This window comes from Paenibacillus terreus (assembly GCF_042138595.1).
GTDB lineage: Bacteria > Bacillota > Bacilli > Paenibacillales > Paenibacillaceae > Paenibacillus > Paenibacillus terreus.
Genome location: NZ_JBHIRX010000010.1, coordinates 195,083 through 216,010 on the forward strand (window position 1 = coordinate 195,083; position 20,928 = coordinate 216,010).

The 20,928-nt window shown below is 51.9% G+C and carries 19 protein-coding genes and 1 pseudogene; all 20 read right to left on the reverse strand.

Annotation, left to right across the window (positions count from 1 at the left end; genetic code table 11):
* Positions 1-414: 414 nt before the first annotated feature.
* Positions 415-1,701 carry an adenylosuccinate synthase gene (locus ACE5KN_RS18830; RefSeq protein WP_375527136.1) on the reverse strand — a complete coding sequence of 429 codons (1,287 nt, stop codon included), beginning with the start codon at positions 1,699-1,701 and terminating at the stop codon, positions 415-417.
* 327 nt (positions 1,702-2,028) lie between these two features.
* Complete coding sequence (locus ACE5KN_RS18835; RefSeq protein WP_355322971.1) at positions 2,029-2,253, reverse strand: sulfurtransferase TusA family protein; 225 nt, start codon at positions 2,251-2,253, stop codon at positions 2,029-2,031.
* A gap of 57 nt (positions 2,254-2,310) precedes the next feature.
* Complete coding sequence (locus tag ACE5KN_RS18840; RefSeq protein WP_375527190.1) at positions 2,311-3,372, reverse strand: YeeE/YedE thiosulfate transporter family protein; 1,062 nt, start codon at positions 3,370-3,372, stop codon at positions 2,311-2,313.
* Between the two features lie 270 nt (positions 3,373-3,642).
* Positions 3,643-5,001 carry a replicative DNA helicase gene (dnaB, locus tag ACE5KN_RS18845; protein ID WP_375527135.1) on the reverse strand — a complete coding sequence of 453 codons (1,359 nt, stop codon included), beginning with the start codon at positions 4,999-5,001 and terminating at the stop codon, positions 3,643-3,645.
* 1 nt (position 5,002) lies between these two features.
* Positions 5,003-5,446, reverse strand: coding sequence for a 50S ribosomal protein L9 (gene rplI, locus ACE5KN_RS18850; protein ID WP_375527134.1), 444 nt, complete (start codon positions 5,444-5,446; stop codon positions 5,003-5,005).
* A complete protein-coding gene (locus ACE5KN_RS18855) occupies positions 5,443-7,437 on the reverse strand; it encodes a DHH family phosphoesterase (protein WP_375527133.1) in 1,995 nt (664 codons plus the stop codon). The genes rplI and ACE5KN_RS18855 overlap by 4 nt, the downstream gene beginning before the upstream one ends.
* An 11-nt stretch (positions 7,438-7,448) precedes the next feature.
* Complete coding sequence (locus tag ACE5KN_RS18860) at positions 7,449-8,363, reverse strand: DUF2232 domain-containing protein (RefSeq protein WP_375527132.1); 915 nt, start codon at positions 8,361-8,363, stop codon at positions 7,449-7,451.
* Positions 8,364-8,369: 6 nt separating this feature from the next.
* Complete coding sequence (locus ACE5KN_RS18865) at positions 8,370-8,672, reverse strand: MazG-like family protein (RefSeq protein ID WP_355322981.1); 303 nt, start codon at positions 8,670-8,672, stop codon at positions 8,370-8,372.
* Positions 8,673-8,778: 106 nt separating this feature from the next.
* Complete coding sequence (locus ACE5KN_RS18870) at positions 8,779-9,207, reverse strand: CBS domain-containing protein (RefSeq protein ID WP_375527131.1); 429 nt, start codon at positions 9,205-9,207, stop codon at positions 8,779-8,781.
* Positions 9,208-9,326: 119 nt separating this feature from the next.
* Positions 9,327-10,382, reverse strand: a complete 1,056-nt coding sequence (locus tag ACE5KN_RS18875) for an LCP family protein (protein ID WP_375527130.1) — start codon at positions 10,380-10,382, stop codon at positions 9,327-9,329.
* Positions 10,383-10,547: 165 nt separating this feature from the next.
* Entirely contained in the window at positions 10,548-11,651 is a 1,104-nt protein-coding gene (gene tnpB, locus ACE5KN_RS18880; RefSeq protein ID WP_375527129.1) for an IS200/IS605 family element RNA-guided endonuclease TnpB, read from the reverse strand.
* Between the two features lie 4 nt (positions 11,652-11,655).
* Positions 11,656-11,802: pseudogene (locus ACE5KN_RS18885) on the reverse strand (transposase); the annotation flags it as partial.
* Between the two features lie 275 nt (positions 11,803-12,077).
* Complete coding sequence (locus tag ACE5KN_RS18890) at positions 12,078-13,028, reverse strand: D-alanyl-D-alanine carboxypeptidase family protein (protein ID WP_375527128.1); 951 nt, start codon at positions 13,026-13,028, stop codon at positions 12,078-12,080.
* 79 nt (positions 13,029-13,107) lie between these two features.
* Positions 13,108-14,100 carry an ABC transporter ATP-binding protein gene (locus tag ACE5KN_RS18895; protein WP_375527127.1) on the reverse strand — a complete coding sequence of 331 codons (993 nt, stop codon included), beginning with the start codon at positions 14,098-14,100 and terminating at the stop codon, positions 13,108-13,110.
* The gene (locus ACE5KN_RS18900; protein WP_375527126.1) at positions 14,097-15,113 is read right to left on the reverse strand and encodes an ABC transporter ATP-binding protein; all 1,017 of its coding nucleotides are present in this window, start codon (positions 15,111-15,113) and stop codon (positions 14,097-14,099) included. The genes ACE5KN_RS18895 and ACE5KN_RS18900 overlap by 4 nt, the downstream gene beginning before the upstream one ends.
* 60 nt (positions 15,114-15,173) lie before the next feature.
* Positions 15,174-16,139 carry an ABC transporter ATP-binding protein gene (locus ACE5KN_RS18905; protein ID WP_375527125.1) on the reverse strand — a complete coding sequence of 322 codons (966 nt, stop codon included), beginning with the start codon at positions 16,137-16,139 and terminating at the stop codon, positions 15,174-15,176.
* Positions 16,136-17,119 carry an ABC transporter ATP-binding protein gene (locus ACE5KN_RS18910; RefSeq protein ID WP_375527124.1) on the reverse strand — a complete coding sequence of 328 codons (984 nt, stop codon included), beginning with the start codon at positions 17,117-17,119 and terminating at the stop codon, positions 16,136-16,138. Before ACE5KN_RS18910 ends, ACE5KN_RS18905 begins: the two co-directional genes overlap by 4 nt.
* A 42-nt stretch (positions 17,120-17,161) precedes the next feature.
* Positions 17,162-18,082 (reverse strand): oligopeptide ABC transporter permease, encoded by a 921-nt coding sequence (gene opp4C / locus ACE5KN_RS18915; RefSeq protein WP_375527123.1) that lies wholly within the window; start codon positions 18,080-18,082, stop codon positions 17,162-17,164.
* A gap of 56 nt (positions 18,083-18,138) precedes the next feature.
* Positions 18,139-19,104, reverse strand: a complete 966-nt coding sequence (locus ACE5KN_RS18920) for an ABC transporter permease (RefSeq protein WP_375527122.1) — start codon at positions 19,102-19,104, stop codon at positions 18,139-18,141.
* A gap of 72 nt (positions 19,105-19,176) precedes the next feature.
* On the reverse strand, positions 19,177-20,925 hold the full coding sequence (locus ACE5KN_RS18925) for an ABC transporter substrate-binding protein (RefSeq protein WP_375527121.1): 1,749 nt from the start codon (positions 20,923-20,925) through the stop codon (positions 19,177-19,179).
* Between the last annotated feature and the right edge of the window lie 3 nt (positions 20,926-20,928).

Consider the following 20,928-nt stretch of genomic DNA (forward strand, 5'->3'; position numbering starts at 1 on the left):
GCAGCTTCGATTACCTTTTTGTACCAGTATGGACGAAAAAAAGGAGAATTAACCCCTGAGTGGCGTGCAGGAGAGTTACAACGTCTCAAAAAATAATAAAGCGTGCCAGCTGCATATCTGTAAATAAGCAGCTGACACGCTGAATAATGTGATTCTGTATAGTACGTGTTCAAAAAGTCAGGTTTTCAGCACCGAAGCTAATGCTTCCGAAGTGCGTTTTTTCAGAACGCTTGAATTGGATGAAGCTAGGGACTGAGGAGCGGAGCGTACTTGGGGGTACGTGAGCACCTGAAATGTTTCCGCAGGAAACATGCTTCGGAAGCATCCGCTTAGTCCCGGCTGAATTCAAGATTCGATGTCGAGTCCGCTTCTTGATTTCCTTCGTGATCAAAAGATGACTTTTTGAACTACCTCTTATACGTAAATCGGAAGCACTTGGTTCGTCTGCTCACGGTTGCGGCCTACAGAGAAGATGGCAATCGGAATGCCTGTAAGCTCGGATACACGCTTCACGTAATTACGCGTATTCTCCGGCAGCTCATCAAGCGTCTTCACATTGCTGATGTCCTCGCTCCAGCCCGGCAGCTCTTCATACACTGCTTCGCACTCCGCCAGGCTCTTCAAGCTGGCCGGATAGTGTGTAATGATCTCCCCACGGTATTTGTAGCCTGTGCAGATTTTGACCTTCTCCAGGCCTGTCAGAACGTCCAGCGAGTTCAAGGACAGCCCTGTAATGCCGCTCACGCGGCGGGCATGGCGGACCACGACGCTGTCGAACCAGCCGACACGGCGCGGACGCCCGGTGACCGTTCCGTACTCATGGCCTTTTTCACGGATAAAGTCGCCGATCTCATTGTTCAGTTCGGTTGGGAACGGTCCGTCGCCTACACGTGTCGTGTAGGACTTCGCCACACCAATGACCTCCTTGATCTTGGACGGGCCGACACCCGATCCGATGCACACACCGCCTGCTGACGGGTTGGAGGATGTTACGAACGGATAAGTGCCCTGATCGATATCGAGCATAACCCCTTGCGCGCCTTCGAACAGCACCTTTTGGCTCGCATCAATGGCATCATTGAGCACCACCGAGGTATCTGTAACATATGGACGAATGATTTCGGCATATTCCAGATATTGCTTCAGAATTTCTTCCACATCCAGAGGCTCGGCGCCGTATACCTGCGTAATGATCTGATTCTTTTCCTTCATCAAATGGCGCAGCTTCTGCTCGAATTCCTCCGCATCCAGCAAATCGGAAATCCGGATGCCGTTGCGCGCCGCTTTATCCATATAGGCAGGACCGATGCCCTTACGGGTCGTTCCGATCTTGTTCGGTCCCTTGCGGTCTTCCTCCAGCGCATCCAGTGTCATATGATAAGGCATGATGACATGAGCGCGGTCGCTGATGACCAGATTTTTTGTAGAAAATCCATTATCATGAATGTAATTGATCTCTTCAATTAAAGCTGCAGGATTAATGACCATGCCGTTGCCAATAACGCAAGTTTTATCCGCATAAAATACACCGGATGGGATCAGGCTGAGCTTATATTTTTTGCCTTCGATCAGAATGGTATGTCCGGCATTATTGCCCCCTTGGTACCGGGCTACTACATCGGCGCTCTCTGCCAGAAAGTCCGTGATTTTGCCCTTTCCTTCGTCTCCCCATTGTGTTCCCACAACGACTACAGTTGACATAGTTTCATTCCTCCGTGGAGTGCCCCAGACACTCTGATTTTGGACTGCTTCCCCACCCGGGCGGCACCTTGCACCGATGCAGCGGACAGGATTTGGACAACAGGAAAAACGTCCGGCAGCTGTTCCAGAACAGCGGAACATCCCGGGCGTGCATGATCCTGCCGCTTTAAAGCAGCAATCTAAGTGTAACAGTCTCCTTTTTTAAAGTCAAATAAAAAACGAACATTATATAACATGAAAATTGGATTGTTCGTAAATCAGGCTATTTTCACCAGAAAAAAACCGTCATCCCGCTTTACACGGGACAACGGCTAATGAGGCTGCAGATCATTTCTTCTGAACGGTAATGGTCCATTGCGCTTCATCAAGCTGCTCGTAGTTGGTCACTTCATGTCCGGCCTCCGCCGCCCAGCGCGGGATGCTCTCCGTCGCCTGTGTGCAGTCAAAGTCGATGACCAGCTCATCGCCGCTGTTCAGCTGCTCCATTGCGTTTTTTGCTTCAATAAGCGGAAACGGGCACACCATGCCAAGCACTTCCAGTTTCTGTTTCATCTATTATTCTCCTCTCACTTGTTGATCTGTACTATCGAGTCTACCTAATTCCCGGAATTATGCCGTTGTAGGCTGGGCGGCTGCCTTCTGAGCAGCTTTCTTGGCGTTCGGACGGACAAAAACGAAGTAAGATGCCGTCCACGTACCGAGAATCATAAAGACCAGCGAAATCCAGCCCTGCCAGGTCATCATGGCCGTCATAACCAGCCCGTTGCCGATGGAGCAGCCGCCGGCCAGACTGGCGCCGAAGCCCATCAGCAGCCCGCCGCACAGGCTTGTTACGGCTGTTCTTGCATCCGGTGCCCGAAAGCGGAATTCACGGCTCGCTTTGGCGGCAATGAAAGATCCGAGGAAAATACCGAGTACGAGAAATACTCCCCAGTTGATGATCGTCTGATCACCTGTCACCAGATACTGAATAATGTTCGCCGACGGAGTCGTAATGCCCAGACCGCTCATGCGGCCGGTTGCTTCACTGAGCGGCCAAGCCAGAATGGCAATCAAGCCGACCAGCACCGCCGTCACAAACGGATGCCAGCGCTTCTCGAACAGAATATGGCTGAGACCTTTCCGTTTGGGGCGCATAGCGGGAATTTTCACCTTCGGCTTCCGCAGCTCACGGATGACAACACCTACAGTGATAAGAGCCAGAAGCGCGATTAAGATCCAGACAGAAATGCCAAGCGTGCCTGCCATGGAGTTGGGCGCCGTTCCCGCATCACGCAATCCAGCGTTCAGCGGCTTCAGCGGACCGCTCTTCATGATGGCTGCCATCAGCATGTACCCGAACAACGCAATCCAGCTTCCCAGCAACCCCTCTCCCGCACGATACCAGGTGCCTGTCGCACAGCCACCGGCCAGAATAATTCCGATGCCGAAGACAAAGGAGCCCACAATAGTGGCGACAATCGGGAAGGAACCGGCTTTAAACTGCAGAACCCCTGCCTGCAGAAGCGCATAAACCCCGATGCTTTGCACGGCAATGGCAATCAATAGCGCATAGAACATCCGGTTGTCCTTCGCGATATACATGTCTCTGAAGCCGCCTGTCAGGCAGAAGCGCCCCCGCTGCATCACAAATCCCAGCAGTGCGCCGCACAGCAGACCTGTTATAAGCATGTTAATTGTCATGACTAACCTCCAAAAATATATAAATTCAGTTGAACAAGCTATATACAACTAAATTCATCGGAATTAATTGTTTGCAACGTGTATTGTAGCAACCCAGTCCCTGATCGTCAAGCCTTTCAGTAAACAAAAAAATACCTGTAACAGCAGACGAAGCTTTCCATAGAGCGTTAGCCAAACAAAAAGGGCACCCTGCAGCCATTATAAAAATGGCTCCAGGATGCCCTTCTGCATACAAGTGCATCTGACAAGGCAGGCAAGTTAACCTGCAAATGCATCGGCATGCGCACGCTCATAGTTGGCGAATTTATTATAATTTTTAAGAAATACGAGTTCCACCGTACCGACCGGACCATTACGCTGTTTGGCGATAATGATTTCGATAATATTCTTCTTCTCGGTCTCCTGATTGTAATAATCATCCCGGTACAGGAAGGCCACGATATCGGCATCCTGCTCAATCGAGCCCGATTCCCGCAGGTCACTCATCATCGGACGCTTGTCCTGCCGCTGCTCCACGCCCCGGCTGAGCTGGGACAGGGCAATGACCGGCACTTCCAGCTCACGCGCGATCTGCTTCAGCGTACGGGAAATTTCCGAAACCTCCTGCTGGCGGTTCTCGCCGGCTTTGCCGCGACCGTGAATGAGCTGCAGGTAGTCGATGACGATCATGCCCAGGCCCTTCTCTGTTTTCAGACGGCGGCATTTGGCACGGATATCCGCGACCGTTACCCCCGGCGTATCGTCAATATAGATCTCGGCTTCCGCCAGGGCCGCAATGCCCATCGTCAGCTTGGCCCAATCCTCATCCCCTTTGAATTCCCCGGTCCGCATGACGTTCGCGTCCAGATTCGCCTCCGCGCAAATCATACGCTGCACGAGCTGAGCCGCCGACATCTCCAGACTGAAGATGGCCACGGTCTCTTTGGCGCGTACGGCGACGTTCTGCGCGATGTTCAGGGCGAAGGCGGTCTTGCCGACGGAAGGCCGTGCGGCTACGATGATCAGGTCACTGCGCTGAAACCCTGCGGTCATTTTGTCGAGATCCACGAAGCCCGATGGTATACCTGTCGTGGTGCCCCTGTTCTGATGCAGCTTTTCCACCTTATCGAACACTTCCATAACGACATCGCGTATGGCTATAAAACCGCTGCCCGAACGGCTGTTGGAGATTTCCAGAATGCGCCGCTCGGCATCGCTGAGCATACCCGGCACGTCTTCTCCGCCCGCATACCCCTCGCTTACAATCTGCGTAGCTGCCCGGATCAAACGGCGCAGCATCGCTTTCTCTTCGATGATCTGGGCGTAATAATCGACATTGGCGGCTGTCGGCACACCGTGAGCCAGCTTGGAAAGGTAGCTTACGCCCCCGATATCCTCCAGCTGACCCTTGTCCTGTAGCTTGGAGGTCAAGGTGACCAAGTCAATCGGCTGGCCGGCTTCACCCAGTTCAATCATCGCTTCAAAAATCAATTGGTGGGATTTGTCGTAAAAATCATCGGTCTGAACCCGCTCCATCGCCGTAATCAGCGCTTCGGCCTGCAGCAGGATCGAACCGATTACCGCCTGCTCGGCCTCCAGATTCTGCGGGGGAATCCGATCATAAAATTCGCCGCCCATATTACTCTTCAGTCACCTGAACCTTAAGGGTCGCTTTCACTTCCGGATGAAGCTTGACCGTCATTTGGGTCACGCCGAGCGTACGGATCGGCTCCTCCAGTTCGATTTTGCGCTTATCCAGCTTTATGCCGTCAGATGCCAGCGCATCCGCAATTTGCTTGGAGGTGATAGCCCCGAACAAGCGGCCGCCTTCGCCGGCTTTGGCTTTCAGCTGCACGGTCAATGCCTCCAGCTTTTTGCCGAGCTCCTGGGCTTCCGCCTTCTCCTCCTGCTTGCGTCTTTCTTCCGCCGCATTTTGGTTCTCCAGCACCTTCATGTTGCCATCGGTTGCCGGACGCGCCAGATTGCGCGGCAGCAGGAAATTCGTTGCATAACCATCCGATACTTCCTTAACCTGTCCTTTTTTGCCTTGACCCTTAACGTCTTTCAGAAAAATAACCTTCATTCGAACAACCCCTCTTCCCCTTCTATTTCAGCCAGGACTTCGGTCAGCCTGCGTTCCGCTTCCTCCAGCGTACAATCCAGCTGGACGGCCGCATTCGTCAGGTGGCCCCCGCCTCCCAGCCTTTCCATAACTACCTGTACATTCATGCGTCCGAGTGACCGGGCACTGATGCCCACCAGTCCGTCCGGACGTTCGCTGACAACGAAGGACGCGAGCACGTCCGTCATATTAAGCAGCGTGTCTGCCACCTGGGCAATGAGCAGCTGCGGGATTTTTTGACCGGGCTCGGTTACCGCCAGCGCAATGCGCCCATATAACATTTTAGCATGCTTGATGATTTCTGCCTTAGCAATATATTCATCCAGATCTTCCTTAAGCAGACGCTGAATCATCACCGTATCCGCACCGCTTCTTCTGAGGAAGCCCGCCGCTTCAAAGGTCCGCGATCCCGTATGCAGGGAGAAATGCTTCGTATCCACGGTAATACCGGACAGCAGCGCCGTTGCTTCCAGCGGCGTAAACTGCACCTTGTCATGAATATACTGCAGCAGCTCGGTAACCAGCTCGCATGCCGAGGAGGCGTAAGGCTCCAGATAAATCAATACCGCGTCGTTTATAAATTCCTCCCCGCGGCGGTGATGGTCGACTACGACTACACGGCTTGCCTGCTTGACAAGCCGCGGCTCCATGGTCATCGAAGCCTTGTGCGTATCCACCACGACCAGCAGGCTGTGCTCGGTCATCATCTGCATCGCCTGTTCCGGCGAGACGAATGCGCTGGCCAGCACCTCCTCTTTGTTCACCTGGTCCATAAGACGGGTGATTGACGGATTCGGCTTATCCAGCACGATATGGGTCTCCACATTGAACAGTGATGCCGCCTTCCACACGCCAATAGCGGCGCCGATGGCGTCCATGTCGGGGTTTTTATGCCCCAGAATGATCACCCGGTCGCTCTCCTGCATCAGATCACGCAGGGCATGGGCGATTACCCGCGCTCTTACCCTCGTCCGCTTCTCGACTGCGTTGGATTTACCGCCGTAGAAGGAGAGCCGCTGGCCCGCTTTCACGGCCGCCTGGTCACCTCCGCGGCCAAGCGCCATATCCAGGCTGGATTGCGCCAGCTCGCCCAGCTCGCTGATCGTATCCGCTCCGAAGGCAAGGCCGATGCTCAGTGTCATGGGCACCTTCAGATCGGCCGTCATTTCACGCACGGTATCCAAAATCACAAAGCGGCTCTGCTCCAGCTCGGCCAGCGATTTGTAGCTGAGCATCATGAGATAGCGCTCCGAGGAGAGCCGGCGCAGATAAACGCCGTACTGCTTTGCCCAGGATGTAATCTCGCTGGAGACCTTGGCAACCAGCGCCGTCCGCTGCTGGTCATCCATGCTTTGGGAAGCCTCATCGAGATTATCAAGGAGTACGATCCCGATAGCGAGACGCTCGTTCTCGTATCTATCTCTCAGCACAACCAGCTCTGTGATTTCATATAGGTAGATCAGCCGCTCATCCGGAATGATGCGAAAGCGGTAAAACCGGCTGTCATGCTGCAGTTCAACCTGATGCTCCTTCACGGCTTCCTTGTTGTCCTTGTCCTTTTTGGCCTGCAGAACTCCGGCCAGCTGCGGAAAAAGCTCCTGCAGCGGTTCCCCGATCAGGGACTGCTCCACGAACAGGTCTGCGGTAAACTTGTTCGTCCACTCCACCGAGCGATCCTCGCTGTAGAGAATGATCCCGAACGGCAGCGTGTTGATCACTTCTCCCTCGACCCTTTTTACGCGGAAAGAGAGACCGGTAATGTACTCCGACAGATCGTTTCTGAACCGCATTTCGGCCCGCAGCAGCACGCCACCCATAACAAAAGACAGCAGCAGGCCGATCACGCCAAGCTCCCAGTTATACCACGTCAGCGCAATGACCAGCAGCAGCAACAGCAGAAACGCCCATACGGTATGATAGCCGTGCCAGCGTTGCTGAAGAAATTTAGGCATGACTCTTCACCCTACCTCTTCGATCTTGTAATGGCTTCACGCAGTGGAAAGGCTAAGTCGATAATGCCGATGATGCGCAGCGGATGAATAAGCAGCACGATCCCTGCGAACACGAAGGAAAGCACCGGATTCCATTTGCGGGCATGCACGAGAAAAAAGAAGAATCCGATCGTCTGGATCAGAAAACAAATATTGATCAATGGAATAAGATTGGCGGCAATTGTTGTCGCCCAGCCCCCATCTGACCCGTAGGCAATCCATTCTATGACGACCGCCAGCAGGTAATACCATATTAACGCACGCGGAAGCCTCCATTCGCGGGCAGGCTTCATTTTTGGTACTGCCATACCCATGGAGCTCAGGATCGGTCTTGTCAATGCATGCGTGATGACAGCCATTGTGAACGAGGTGACAATAAGGGCATACGGGATCATAAGCACCGTAACATCGGCGATATTCTTCGTTGCCGCATCATCCCACGTCATTTGGGTAAGCGGGTTGTTATTGGCCATATCCTGCAGCGGCGCGACCATTTCCGTTACGATTTGCCGGATATACTGGGACAGGTCGAACTGGAAGAAGACAGTTCCTACCAGGAGCAGCAGCAAAAATTCGGCGATAATGACACCTGTGCCGATCATGAGAGTATGAAAGGCGGGTGCGCCTTTCTTATACGCTCTGCCCATAATTATGGCCGGTATCAAAAAATATGCCATCGGAATCAGAAACAGCGGACTGATTATGGCCAGAATCAGCGCCACCGGTATGACACACATTACAAACCTCCTGAACGGCTGGGACGCGAACAGCACGGCACCGGGCACGATCAGGAAAAATGGTGTAAGGACCCTCAATGGAGTAAGCAAAGATAACAGCAGCAGCAGATAGATGATGCTCCATACCACCGCAGCCACGCTTGATTTCAAATGTGTTCACCTCTTACGCATATGTTCTTCGAGTGCGGAAATATCCTGATACCAGTCTTCAAGCTGGTGGCCCTCCTGTCTGTGCTTTCTCAGTTTGTCGAGCAACTGCTGATCCAGATCGCTGTAAGAAACCCCCAGCCGCCTGCCCAGAATGTAAGCGCTCATGATCAGACTTGCCAAACTGTCCCCAATACGGGAAGTGCTCCCTTCCCACATGGCTCGGAACAAGCGTGACACCTGATCGAGTACTTCCGTCTTCAGCCATTCTATAACCTTTGCGCGTTTGGCTACATCCAGTTCTTTAGACATATAGTGAAGAGCCACATCCTTCTGAAAGAGCTTTATTCTTCATTATAGCATAACCAAAGTTCATTACGAAGGCACCCCCGGAGTCTTCCCTTCAGGGGCATTGCTATTATCCGCCCGAGTTCAAGGATTCCCTTGACACGAATTTTTCACAATACTCGATGATTTGACTGCGCCTTACGATGCCTATAAATCGGTCCATGTCATCCACTACAGGAACGAAGTTCTGTACTTTGGCAAGATTGATCAGGTCCTCCATATTCGCTTCAATGGAAACAGGCTTGATATTCACACGCAGCGGCACATCCTTGAGCAGGAATTTTGAAGCGTTCTCAAAAGTGATCAGGCCCTTGGAATTTTTCATATGCCAGAGCAGATCTCCTTCTGTTACCGTTCCAATGTACTTGCCGTCTTTATCCAGAATCGGAACAGCCGTAAAGCGGTGATACTCCATCCGCTCCAAGGTTTGCCTCAGCGTAGAATCGGATGTTACATAGGCTACCTCCTGTTTGGGCAGCAGAAAAAATGCAATATTCATAAGAGCTCTATATCCTCCTTCGGATTTCCGGACCCACGTCCATTGTTCCACGAGGAACAAAATCAGCAGACGGCGAACCGGCTGCTGATCAACGAATTTCTATCACACTCTGTTTCGTTTCACTCAATTTCCTGGCGGTCCGGCAGCTTTAACGTCGCAGACGTTGTATTGGGGTCCATCCAATTTTCAATGAGCGATTTGGCGTACTCCAGGTCTTTCTCATCTGCTTGGTCATAATAAGTGCCATCAATCTTTAACCCTTCTCCCATAATAGTGAAACTGGAGATTTGGGGTTTGGTCTGGGTCAGCACCTGCTTGCCCAGATCCACGATAAAGCTCGGCTGCATGTCTGTCTGGAAGTTGTGTCCCATAATATCCAGCAGCTCCGGTATCTTGGTGACTCCGTTGAACGTCAGCACCTTATTAGCAAATGAATTCAGGAAAATCTGCTGGCGCTTCGTCCGGTTAAAATCGCTGTCCTCCCGGTAACGGACATAATACATCGCTTCTTCTCCATTATATATGGGCTTGCCGCCTTCAATCTTGAACTGCTCGTGATTCGGATTCTTGTTCTCTATATCCTCTTCAATAGGCAGAGACACGCCCCCGACAGCATTCACGACATCCTGTATGCCCTGGAAATTTATCGTTGCATAATAATCAACTTTATGGTTCAGGAACTTCTCCACCGTGTCGATGGACATCTCCTCGCCGCCGTACGCATAAGCATGGGTAATTTTGTCATAGTCGTCCACACCATCATGGTCTGCATCCCTGCCAACGACCTGTACGTACGTGTCACGAGGAATCGAAACGAGGAGCACCCGTGATTCCTTCGGCCTGACCGCCGCAACCATGATCGTGTCCGAACGCCCTCTTGTCTTCTCGTACGGACGCTTGTCAGAACCCAGCAGCAGAACGGAAAACGGCTTATCCTGATACGAAACCGGCTCTGGAGCAGGCAATTGGCTGCCACCGCCACGCGGCTGATAAGACTGCTGAAGCGTGCTCTCCAGTGTCGGGGAAACGAACAAGTCAAAGGCAAGCGCCGTTAGCGGTTTTCGGAACAAATATGCCCCGCCAGCCAGCAGGATAAGAACAAGGAGGCCGATCAGCCAGCCGTTACCCTTCTTCCTCCTCCCCTTTCTTCTCTTCTCCGCAGATCTTTTCTCCATAGTATGATTCCTTCTTCACTAATAAAATAGAACTGCTCTTACAATCCACCCTTTGAAGCCTCTCTTGGCTAAAGCCGCGAGATTCCTGGGTAATCCGTTCTACTGAACAGAATTAGCATGTGATATGCCGCCAGGCTATCCCCGCAGTCCCTGCGGTTCTTGCAACTATTCAGTCAGGAGTCTTTTGCCTTCGGTAAGGATATTTTTGCTCGCATTGACATCCCGGTCATGGTGGCTGTGGCATGCTGGACATACCCACTCCCGTAGACGAAGATCCTTGACCTCTTTATTTTGGTAGCTGCAACACGAACAGATTTGAGACGAGGCGAAGGTTTTACCTACGGCTACAAACTTACGTCCGTACCATTTAGCCTTATATTCAAGCATTTTTCTAAATCGCTGCCAGGATACTTCGCCAATCGCTTTGGCTAACTTGTGATTCTTCATCAGGTTAGATACCTGTAAATCTTCCACCGCAATCAGGTCGTGGTTTTTGACGATATGCGTTGAAACCTTTTGCAGGTAGTCTGTTCGGGCGTTGGCAATGCGTTCATGGATGCGTGCGACCTTCACCCGTTGTTTGTTCCAGTTGGAAGACCCCCCCACGCGTCTGGAAAGAATGCGTTGTTCGCGAATGAGTTTTTGCTCCATCTTCCGTAGAAATTTCGGATTCTCAAACACTTCCCCACTGGATAGAACTGCGAAATCTTTAATCCCCACGTCAATCCCGACTTCCTGGTTTGTTTTTCGCAGGGGCTCTATGTCGGTTTCCACTAACAGCGAAACAAAATATTTGCCTGAAGGATTGCGCCTAATCGTAGCACTGATGATGCGACCTTCGACTTCTCTGGACTTCGCAAATTTCACAAGCCCTAACTTGGGTAGTTTCACTTTATTACCTATGATCAAAATATTGCCGTTGGTATAGTTGGTTTGATACGACTGCACGGGATTCTTTTTACTCTTAAATCTCGGCGCATCATTTTGTTTCCTGAAAAATTTCTCAAAGGAATCGGCTAGATTTTTTAAGGCATTCTGCAAAGAAAATTTATCCGGTTCTTTGAGCCATACGATTTCTTGCTTCAATATTGTTAATTTAGCAGAGCATTTAGCATACGACAATCCTTTGCCTGTACTGTGGTAAGCTTCATTCCATAATCCCAGAAAATGATTAAAGACAAAACGGGAACAGCCGAGCGTCTTGTTGATGAGAACAACTTGATCTTTGCTTGGATAAATGCGAAATCTATAAGCTTTATGCACAAGCATATTCTCACTTCACTTTCTGGTCTTGAATATACTTTCGGATTTGTCCTTTGGTATGTTCGCTAACGGTCGCCACAAAACTGGAGGGATTCCACAAGTGGTCTCCTCCCAGTTTGTTTTTGAGCTGCGGAAATTCTTTAAACAGACTTTTTGAACCACCTCAAATACGCCATTCATGGAAAATGAAGCGCATGGAGCTCCTGTTACCAGCATAAGTTTTTATGCAGCCACCTGTCAAAAATATAGGTCTTTTGACGGGATCGAGCCCTCCCTATTGTAATCTCGTTCATGAAAAAAAGGAATGCCCTTTTCTTTGATATATTCCAATATATTTGCACAATAGCGCAATATTCACGTTGACTCATGCAAAAAATCGTACAAAAAAAGGCTTTGCCCCAGGGCAAAACCTTTTTGAAATTTTCAATCATCTCATAATTCGGATGATTCAGAATCCAAATTAGTCCAGCTCAAGAGACGATCCTTTAGTGACGGCTCGGAGTCAAAGCCGTAATCAAATAATTTGCGCGTCTCTTCGAACCGCTCCTCCCGGCTTGAAGCACCCATGATGACTGCGATCAGCCGCTTTCCCTTTTTTTCCGCCGTGCCTGTAAAGCAGTATCCCGCATCAGCCGTATATCCTGTCTTTAATCCGTCTGTACCCGAATAGGAATAGGGCCCGTCCAATGAAGAGAGCATCCAGTTCGTGTTGCTGAGATACAAACCTTTACCTTTCAGCTCCATCTGGGTGAGCCTCGACGTGCTCAGGATTTCGGGATGAGTGGAAATCAGATAGGAAGCCAGCTTCGCCGTGTCTGAAGCTGTCATCCGCGTATCTCCCTGGATATTTGCCGGGTGATTCAGGCCAAGCTCCTGCCGTCCCGCTCCGGAAGCATTGGCAAAGTATGTACCGCTGGAGAGCCCAATCTCCTGCGCTTTCTCATTCATCCGCTGCACAAAAACAGCCTCCGAGCCGGATAAATGCTCGGCAAGCGCTACAGCCGCGTCATTCGCGGAGTAAATCACCATACTCTGGAACAACTCGCTGACAGTCATCAATTCCCCATGACGCAGCGACAGATTCACGCCGCCTACTGTGCTCGCATAACGGCTGATGGTGACTTCATCGCTCCAATTCACTTTTCCCGCAGCGACATCCTCCAGCACCAGCAGTTCTGTCATTAGCTTGGCCATACTTGCGGAAGGAAGAGGCTTTTCACCGTTCACGTCCATAAGCACTTTGCCTGTCCGCAGATCCAGGAGAACTGCCGCTTGTGCGCGTACATCCGGCTTGCCGATCAGTGAGATCGGATAAGCCGCCAAAAATATAATTACAATTAACGCCGGGATAAGCACCCAGCGGAACCAGCGCTTTTTCATCATCGTCCAACCCCCATATATATTAGACGATGGAAGAGGCCATTTTGTCTGCAATTTCTAAAAAAAATTCAAAAAAATTTTTTTAATTCACTTCAGCGGCGATTCCGAGCGGAAAATGACAGGCCACCTGCCGTCCGGGAAGCGCTTCGGTCAGCTTTGGCTCCTGGTGGCGACATGTCTCCTGCGCCAGCGGGCAGCGGGTATGGAACCGGCAGCCGGACGGCGGGTTGGCCGGAGACGGCACATCACCCGTCAGCATGATGCGGTCCCGCTTCACCTTCGGATCGGGCCGCGGGATGGAGGACATCAGGGCAGCCGTATACGGGTGAAGAGGCTGGGCGAACAGCTCCTCCGTGGTCGATACCTCTACCAGCTTGCCCAGATACATCACGCCAACACGGTCTGAAATATGACGGACGACATTCAGTCCATGGGCAATGAACAGGAAGGTTAGGCCCAGCTCACGCTGCAGCTTCATCATCAGATTGAGCACCTGGGACTGCACGGACACGTCCAGCGCCGATACCGCTTCGTCAGCCACGATAAATTTCGGGTTCAAGGCAATCGCACGGGCAATGCCGACCCGCTGGCGCTGACCTCCGGAAAACTCATGCGGGTACCGGTTGCGCCGTGACGCGTCCAGACCAACTAACTCCATCAGTTCAACGACCCGCTCATCGATCTCCCTGGCCGACATGCGGCGGTGCACCAGCAGCGGTTCGCCGATAATTTCCCGCACCGTAAAACGGGGATTCAGCGAGGCAAAAGGGTCCTGGAACACAATCTGCATTTCCTCCCGCAGTGCCCGCAGCTTACTTTCCGGCAGTTTATGGATATCCGTCCCCTGAAAGCGGACTTCCCCCTCCGTAGCTTCCAGCAAACGCAAAATGACACGGCCAAGGGTCGATTTTCCGCAGCCCGATTCACCGACGAGACCGAAGGTCTCACCTTTGCGTATGGCCAGGGATACATCGTCCACTGCTTTCACATGGCCGGTCACCCGATTGAACAGCCCGCTTTGTATCGGGTAGTATTTTTTCAAATGATCCACTTCAATTAAAAATTCGGTGCTCATACAAATTCACTCCGTTTCTCCAGTTCACTGCCCTGCTCTTGGCTGTCAAATAGCCAGCATACTGCCCTCTGATCCTTTCCAATTTGGAAGGAAGGAGGCTCCTTCTCCCTGCAAATGTCCATCGCATGCGGGCAGCGGGGATGGAACCGGCAGCCGGACGGGAGCTGGCCAAGCGAAGGGATGCTTCCCTGAATCGTAAACAATTCATTTCCGCGTTCCCCTTCCAGGCCGGGAATGGACTTCAGCAGCCCCAATGTATACGGATGACCGGGTTTTTCGAAAATTTCCTCCACCGATCCTTCTTCCACGATTGCTCCTGCATACATGACGGCAATCCGATCCGCCATTTCCGCCGCCACACCCATGTCATGGGTAATCAGCAAAATGGACATGCCGATTTCCTCCTGCAGCTTGCGGAGCAGATCGAGAATCTGGGCTTGTACCGTTACATCCAGTGCGGTTGTCGGCTCATCGGCGATCAGCAGCTCCGGACGGCAGGCCAGGGCAATCGCAATGACGACCCGCTGGCACATGCCGCCGGACAGCTCATGCGGATACTGCTTGGCCCGGACTTCAGGGGCAGGAATGCCGACCATGCGCAGCAGATCGACAGCTTCCTTCCAGGCCTGCTTCTCGCTCTTCTTTTGATGCAGCTTGAGGCTTTCCGCAATTTGCTCCCCTACAGTGAACACCGGATTCAGCGAAGACATCGGGTCCTGAAAAATCATAGCAATCCGGTTGCCGCGAATATGCCTCATTTCCTCCTGGCTTTTCTCCGCCAGATTCTCACCGTGAAACAGAATGCTCCCCTCCAGCAGCTTACCGCCAGCATAATCAATCAGCCGCATGATGGAATGGGAGGTGACGCTTTTTCCGCTGCCGGATTCCCCAACAAGGCAGACGGTCTTCCCCTTTTCCAAGGTCAGGGTGACCCTATCCGTCGCTTTGATCCACCCTTTCTCTGCTTTAAATCCGGTTGTTAGTTGATTAATCTCAAGTATTTTTTCTGTCACCTTGCGAAGATCCCCCTTTATTGGACTTACCGATAAAATGAGCTATAGTACGAATACCTCTTATACGAAATGGCATGCTACAAAGTGTTCTCTTCCCACATCCCTGTAGGTCGGCGCCTCCTGTCTGCATTGATTCGCCGCGAGCGGGCAGCGGGTATGAAATTTGCAGCCTGAAGGCGGATTGGCCGGGCTGGGGATGTCCCCCTGCAGCACGATCCGCTGCCGCCGCACCGTCGGGTCCGGAATAGGCACGGCTGACAGCAGCGCCTTGGTATACGGATGCAGGGGGCTGCTGAAAAGCTCCTCCTTCGCGGCCATTTCCACCATCGAGCCCAAATACATGACGCCAATGCGTGTGCACAGATGCTCCACCACACTAAGATCATGGGAAATGAACAGATAAGTCAGCTGCCGTTCCTGCTGCAGATCGCTGAGCAAATTAATGATTTGCGCCTGTATGGACACATCCAGGGCCGATACCGGCTCATCCGCCACAATGAAATCCGGATTCATGATCAGGGCGCGGGCGATGCCGATCCGCTGCCGCTGTCCGCCCGAAAATTCGTGCGGGTACCGGTCATAATGATAGGCCGACAGCCCGCAGATGCGCAGCGTCTCATACACCCGCTCCCGCAGCTCGCCGCGACTGATCATTCTATGGTCTAGCAAAGCTTCTCCGATGGCTTCACCCACCTTGATCCGGGGATTCAGCGAGCTGAAGGGATCCTGGAACACGATCTGCATCTTCGGACGCAGCCGACGGATTTTCTCCTTGGGCAAGGCATGGATGTCTTCGCCCTGGTAGAGCACCTCGCCGTCGGTTTTGTCCGTCAGTCTCAGAATGGTGCGCCCAATAGTGCTCTTGCCGCAGCCCGATTCACCGACCAGGCCGAAAGATTCTCCTTTATGGATACGGAATGACACATCGTCTACTGCCTTGACATCCCCTACCCTGCGCTGCAGGATGCCGCCGGTGATCGGGTAGTATTTCTTGAGCCGGTTTACCTCGACCAGCGTTTCGCTCATGACGGTCTCCCCCCTTCCTCCTCGTACAGCCAGCAGGCCACCTTGTGGCCCTGACCATGGGCACGAAACGGCGGAGCTTTCTCCTTGCATATTTGCATACAACATTCACAGCGTTCGTGAAAATGGCAGTTGTTTTCCAGATCAAGCGGGTTGGGCACCTGGCCCGGTATCGAATAAAGCCTCTCCTGTCTTTGATTGATCACGGGTTTGGCTTTCAGCAGTCCCTGTGTATACGGGTGCTTCGGACTCTTGAACAGATCGAACACCGAAGCTTCCTCAATGACATTTCCGGCATACATCACCACCACATAATCGGCCATTTCAGCCACAACCCCCAGGTCATGCGTAATCAGCATAATCGAGGTCTTCATCTTGTCCTTCAGGTCACGCATCAAATCCAGAATCTGTGCTTGAATGGTCACATCCAGCGCCGTGGTTGGCTCATCCGCGATCAGCAGCTTGGGATTGCAGCTCAGGGCAATCGCAATCATGATGCGCTGCCGCATGCCGCCGCTCAGCTCATGCGGGTAGGATTTGAAAATCATTTCCGGCCGAGAAATCCCCACCAGCCTGATCAGTTCAATTGCGCGTTCCTTTGCTTCCCTGTTGCTCATCAGCGTATGCATCAACAGCGGCTCCATAATCTGCTCGCCGATCGTTAATACGGGATTCAGTGAGGACATGGGCTCCTGAAAAATAATGGAGATCTCATTGCCGCGAATTCTCTGCATCTGCTTCATATTCAATGACAGCAGATTCTGTCCCTCAAACCAGATTTCCCCTGCGGAACTATGGGGGGAGTCAAGCAGACGCATCATCGTCATGGCCGTAACACTCTTGCCGCAGCCGGATTCACCCACGACACACAGCGTCTCGCCTTCCCTGATTTTAAAGCTGACATCATTGACGGCTTTGACGACTCCGTTCGAGGTATGAAAATGGGTTTTCAAATGACGAAATTCAACCAGTGCATTCTCCATAAACGTCGTCTCCTTCCCGGGAATAACCTCAGCCGCAGTTTATCATTTCATTTTGGGATCCAGCGCGTCACGCAGCCCGTCACCGATCAGATTGATCGCTACGACGGTAATCAATATACACATGCCTGGCGGAACCCAGAGCCATGGACGTTTACGGAAATCGATCAGGTTGTCGGCAGCCGAAATCATATTGCCCCATGAGGGAGTAGGCGGAACGACCCCGATGCCGAGAAAGCTCAGCGCCGATTCGGTAATAATGGCCCCCGCGACGCCCAGTGTAGCCGCAACGACAATGGTCGGAATCGTATTGGGCAGAAGATGGCGGAAAATTTTGCGGCGGTCACGAAGACCGAGCGCTTCAGTAGCCTGCATAAACTCCTGCTCACGAAGCGTCAGAATTTGTCCTCTCACAAGCCGGGAAAGTGTAGTCCAGCGTAAAGCACCGATAATCAGCATCAGAAAAAAGATACGGTTCGCCGGGTCAACCTTCAAATCCGACAGCACCGCTCCCAGAATAATCAACAGCGGCAGCTCAGGCAGGGACATGAAAATATCGGCGATACGCATAATCAACGTATCTGCTGTTCTCCGGTAAAAGCCGGCGAGTGCCCCTAGCGTCGCACCAATCACTACAGCGATCGCTGTTGCAACCAGTCCAACGGTCAATGAAATTTGGCCTGCCAGCATCGTCCGCAGCAGGATGTCTCTGCCCAGCTTATCCGTGCCAAGCCAATGAGCGGCGCTCGGCGCTTCGTTCTTGCTGGCCAGACTGTAGTCATTCACTTTGTAAGGCGACAGCGAGGGGCCGATAAAACTGACCAGCACCATGATGACCAGGATCACCAGCCCCATGAGAGCCAGCCGGTTGCGTATGAAGCGCCGCATCGCCATTTTCCATGGCGACTCTTCACGGCGCACGGGAGTCTTTGAATTCATTTCAACAGATACCGTTTCACTGGACAACCAAATCCCTCCTATCGTCAAAGATAAGCTTGAAGCCATCTATTCCGCTCAAAGCTTTACTTTAGGCGAATGCGCGGATCCGCCACCCCATACAGAACATCAGACAGCAGGTTGCCGAGCAGCGTCAGAATGGCCAAAAAAATGGTGAAGCCCAGCATAAACGGATAATCCCGCATCGTGATTGATTCCAGATAGACCTGCCCGACACCCGGCCAGACGAATACCTTCTCCAGAATAATGGCCCCTCCGAACAGGGCCGGCAGCTCGAAGCCCAGCAGTGTAATGGCCGGAATGAGCGCGTTGCGCAAAGCATGCTTGAAGATGACGGTCCGTTCCTTCAAGCCCTTGGCCCGTGCGGTCCGAATGTAATCCTGACGGATGACCTCAAGCATGCTGGTGCGGAAATAACGGGTCAGGCTGCCAGTACTAAGCATCGTTAATACGAGAACAGGCAAAAACATATGCTCCGCCACATCCAGCACATAAGCCCAGCTGCCCGCATGACTTTGCCCTGCCGTGGTCATTCCCCCAACCGGGAAAAGGCCCAGATCAAGCGCAAATATTTTGATCAGCAAGAGGCCTATGAAAAAGGACGGCAATGACATGCATAAGAAAATAAAAAGCGTCACAAGCTTATCAAACAGCGAATATTGGAACTTGGCGGAAAACACGCCGGCAAATACGGCGATAATCCAGCTAAAGATCAGACTGAAAAAGGCGATAATCACGGAGTTCCATACATAATTGTTGATCACCTGGGTGACCGGCTGCTTGTGCTGCAGGGATTCTCCCATATTGCCCTGCAGCATATTGCCCGCCCATATGAAATACCGCTTGTATTCCGGCTGATCCAGGCCGTAAATATGCCGGAGCTGGGCCTCCTTCTCTGCCGTCATGTTCGGATTGCCCCTGCCCGTAATGTAATCTCCCGGCACCATCGCAGAGATCGCGAACACGATGATGGAGATGCCGATCAGGGTAGGGATCATCTGCAGCAGTCTCCGTACGATATACTGCTTCATGGCAAGATACCTCCCGGCTCATAAGTGATATGCCCAGCCCGTTGTGAGCTGAGCATATAAGGGTTTTTCCGACTATTGGGCAATCTCCACACTGTACAAGCTATTCATAAATTCCTTAAAGGGAGAAATATCAAATCCGGACAGACGTCCGTTGATCGGCCACATATCCCGGCGCTGATAGAGGAAGATGACCGGCAAATCCTTGTTCAGCTCCTGATAAAGCTGTTTATACAGATCTTTACGCTTTTCCTGATTCAGTTCTTTCTTGGCAGCGAGTGTCAGTTCATCCACCTTGGTGTTGGAATAACCGATATCATTCTGGGCCCCGTCGGTAATATAGACAGTCGCATCCGGGTCGGGCGTAAGACTCCAAGCCGCAAAAAACATATCGAAGTTGCCTGTGTCTTTTTTGTCCATGATCGCGTTAAAGTCCAGCGTCTCGGACGTGAGATCAATGCCCAGCTCCTTGTAATTGTTCGTCATGATCGGCAGCAGCGCATCGATCACCGGGTTGTCGGCGGTGGCAGAGAAATTAATCTTGAACTTCTCACCATCTTTCTCACGGATTCCATCCGCGCCAGCCTTCCAGCCTGCCTGATCCAGCAGCTGTTTGGCTTTCTCCATATCGAACGGATAAGTTTCGATCCCTTCATCCGTGTACGACCAGGACGCTGTGGATTGCGGAATGTTCAGCACGTTGGCGTAAGGCCCATATACCCCTTGCACAATTTCTTCGCGGTTCAAGCCAATCGTCAGTGCCTGGCGGACCAGCGGGTCCTGGAATTTCTTCTCTTTGTGGTTAAAGGCAATATATCCATAACCATTGGTCGGCAGAATATTTACATTCAAAAATCCGAGTGAAGTCAGCTCTTCCACGTTATCTTCGGTAACGGTAATGTTATCCATATCCGTTTCACCCGTTTGCAGCATGGTTAAGCTGGTGCCTTCTGTAGTAGTCTTGAAGATTACAGTTTTCACCTTCGGAGCGCCTTTGAAGTAGTTCGGGTTAGCTTCCAGGACGACTTCCTGGCCTGGTGAGAAGCCTTTCAGCACATATTGCCCGGAACCGATCGGTTTGCTGTGCAGCGCCTTGATGCCGTCCAATTTGCCTTTGCTGTAATTCTTGCCGTAATAGCTTTCAGGCATCACCGGCAAATCCCCAAGGAAGTCCCTTGTATATGCCGTCGCCTCTGTTACAGTAATCTCAATGGTGTTGTCGTCAATAACTTTAACGCCCGATATGTCCTTGGCGTCTCCTTCAAAATAATCCCGGCCACCTGCGATGTTAAAGGCCAGCGCATCGATCTCCCCATCATATGCCGGATCATGCAGTACCTTCAGCACAAAGGCAAAATCTTTAGCTGTTACGGGTGTACCATCACTATAGGTGACCCCCGGTTTCAGATGAAACGTGTATTTAAGACCGTCCGCGGAAACGTCAACACTTTCCGCAAGATTCTCTGTGTATGTACCGTCCTTCTCTACAAGCAATAACGTATCAAATATTGCTCTTGCTACATAATCGTCATATACAGTTTGGCGGAATAGCGGATTAAATACCCCTTTCGGAGCTGTCATACCTACAACAACCGTATCCGCACGCTTTTTCGCCAAATCCGGATTCAGCGACATATCTGTTGCTTCAATGACCCCTTCACTTACAGGCTCAGTTGCTTCGTTTGTCTGGGTGCCCTCTGACGCAGGTTCAGCAGGATCAACAGTTTGGGCCTCTCCCCCGCCCCCCAATGCGCAGGCTGTCAGCATCGAGCCGATCAGAGCAATCATCAACACCATATAAAACCATTTTCTCATGTTTGGCATGCG

What these genes read in the sequence shown, in the direction of transcription:
- rplI (WP_375527134.1), bottom strand. Translation starts at nt 5,446, where the DNA reads ATGAAGGTTATTTTTCTGAAAGACGTTAAGGGTCAAGGCAAAAAAGGA.
- tnpB (WP_375527129.1), bottom strand. Translation starts at nt 11,651, where the DNA reads ATGCTTGTGCATAAAGCTTATAGATTTCGCATTTATCCAAGCAAAGAT.
- ACE5KN_RS18890 (WP_375527128.1), bottom strand. Translation starts at nt 13,028, where the DNA reads ATGATGAAAAAGCGCTGGTTCCGCTGGGTGCTTATCCCGGCGTTAATT.
- ACE5KN_RS18925 (WP_375527121.1), bottom strand. Translation starts at nt 20,925, where the DNA reads ATGCCAAACATGAGAAAATGGTTTTATATGGTGTTGATGATTGCTCTG.
- ACE5KN_RS18855 (WP_375527133.1), bottom strand. Translation starts at nt 7,437, where the DNA reads ATGCCTAAATTTCTTCAGCAACGCTGGCACGGCTATCATACCGTATGG.
- ACE5KN_RS18865 (WP_355322981.1), bottom strand. Translation starts at nt 8,672, where the DNA reads ATGTCTAAAGAACTGGATGTAGCCAAACGCGCAAAGGTTATAGAATGG.
- ACE5KN_RS18910 (WP_375527124.1), bottom strand. Translation starts at nt 17,119, where the DNA reads ATGGAGAATGCACTGGTTGAATTTCGTCATTTGAAAACCCATTTTCAT.
- dnaB (WP_375527135.1), bottom strand. Translation starts at nt 5,001, where the DNA reads ATGGGCGGCGAATTTTATGATCGGATTCCCCCGCAGAATCTGGAGGCC.
- ACE5KN_RS18840 (WP_375527190.1), bottom strand. Translation starts at nt 3,372, where the DNA reads ATGCTTATAACAGGTCTGCTGTGCGGCGCACTGCTGGGATTTGTGATG.
- ACE5KN_RS18870 (WP_375527131.1), bottom strand. Translation starts at nt 9,207, where the DNA reads ATGAATATTGCATTTTTTCTGCTGCCCAAACAGGAGGTAGCCTATGTA.
- ACE5KN_RS18920 (WP_375527122.1), bottom strand. Translation starts at nt 19,104, where the DNA reads ATGAAGCAGTATATCGTACGGAGACTGCTGCAGATGATCCCTACCCTG.
- ACE5KN_RS18905 (WP_375527125.1), bottom strand. Translation starts at nt 16,139, where the DNA reads ATGAGCGAAACGCTGGTCGAGGTAAACCGGCTCAAGAAATACTACCCG.
- ACE5KN_RS18895 (WP_375527127.1), bottom strand. Translation starts at nt 14,100, where the DNA reads ATGAGCACCGAATTTTTAATTGAAGTGGATCATTTGAAAAAATACTAC.
- ACE5KN_RS18835 (WP_355322971.1), bottom strand. Translation starts at nt 2,253, where the DNA reads ATGAAACAGAAACTGGAAGTGCTTGGCATGGTGTGCCCGTTTCCGCTT.
- ACE5KN_RS18875 (WP_375527130.1), bottom strand. Translation starts at nt 10,382, where the DNA reads ATGGAGAAAAGATCTGCGGAGAAGAGAAGAAAGGGGAGGAGGAAGAAG.
- ACE5KN_RS18830 (WP_375527136.1), bottom strand. Translation starts at nt 1,701, where the DNA reads ATGTCAACTGTAGTCGTTGTGGGAACACAATGGGGAGACGAAGGAAAG.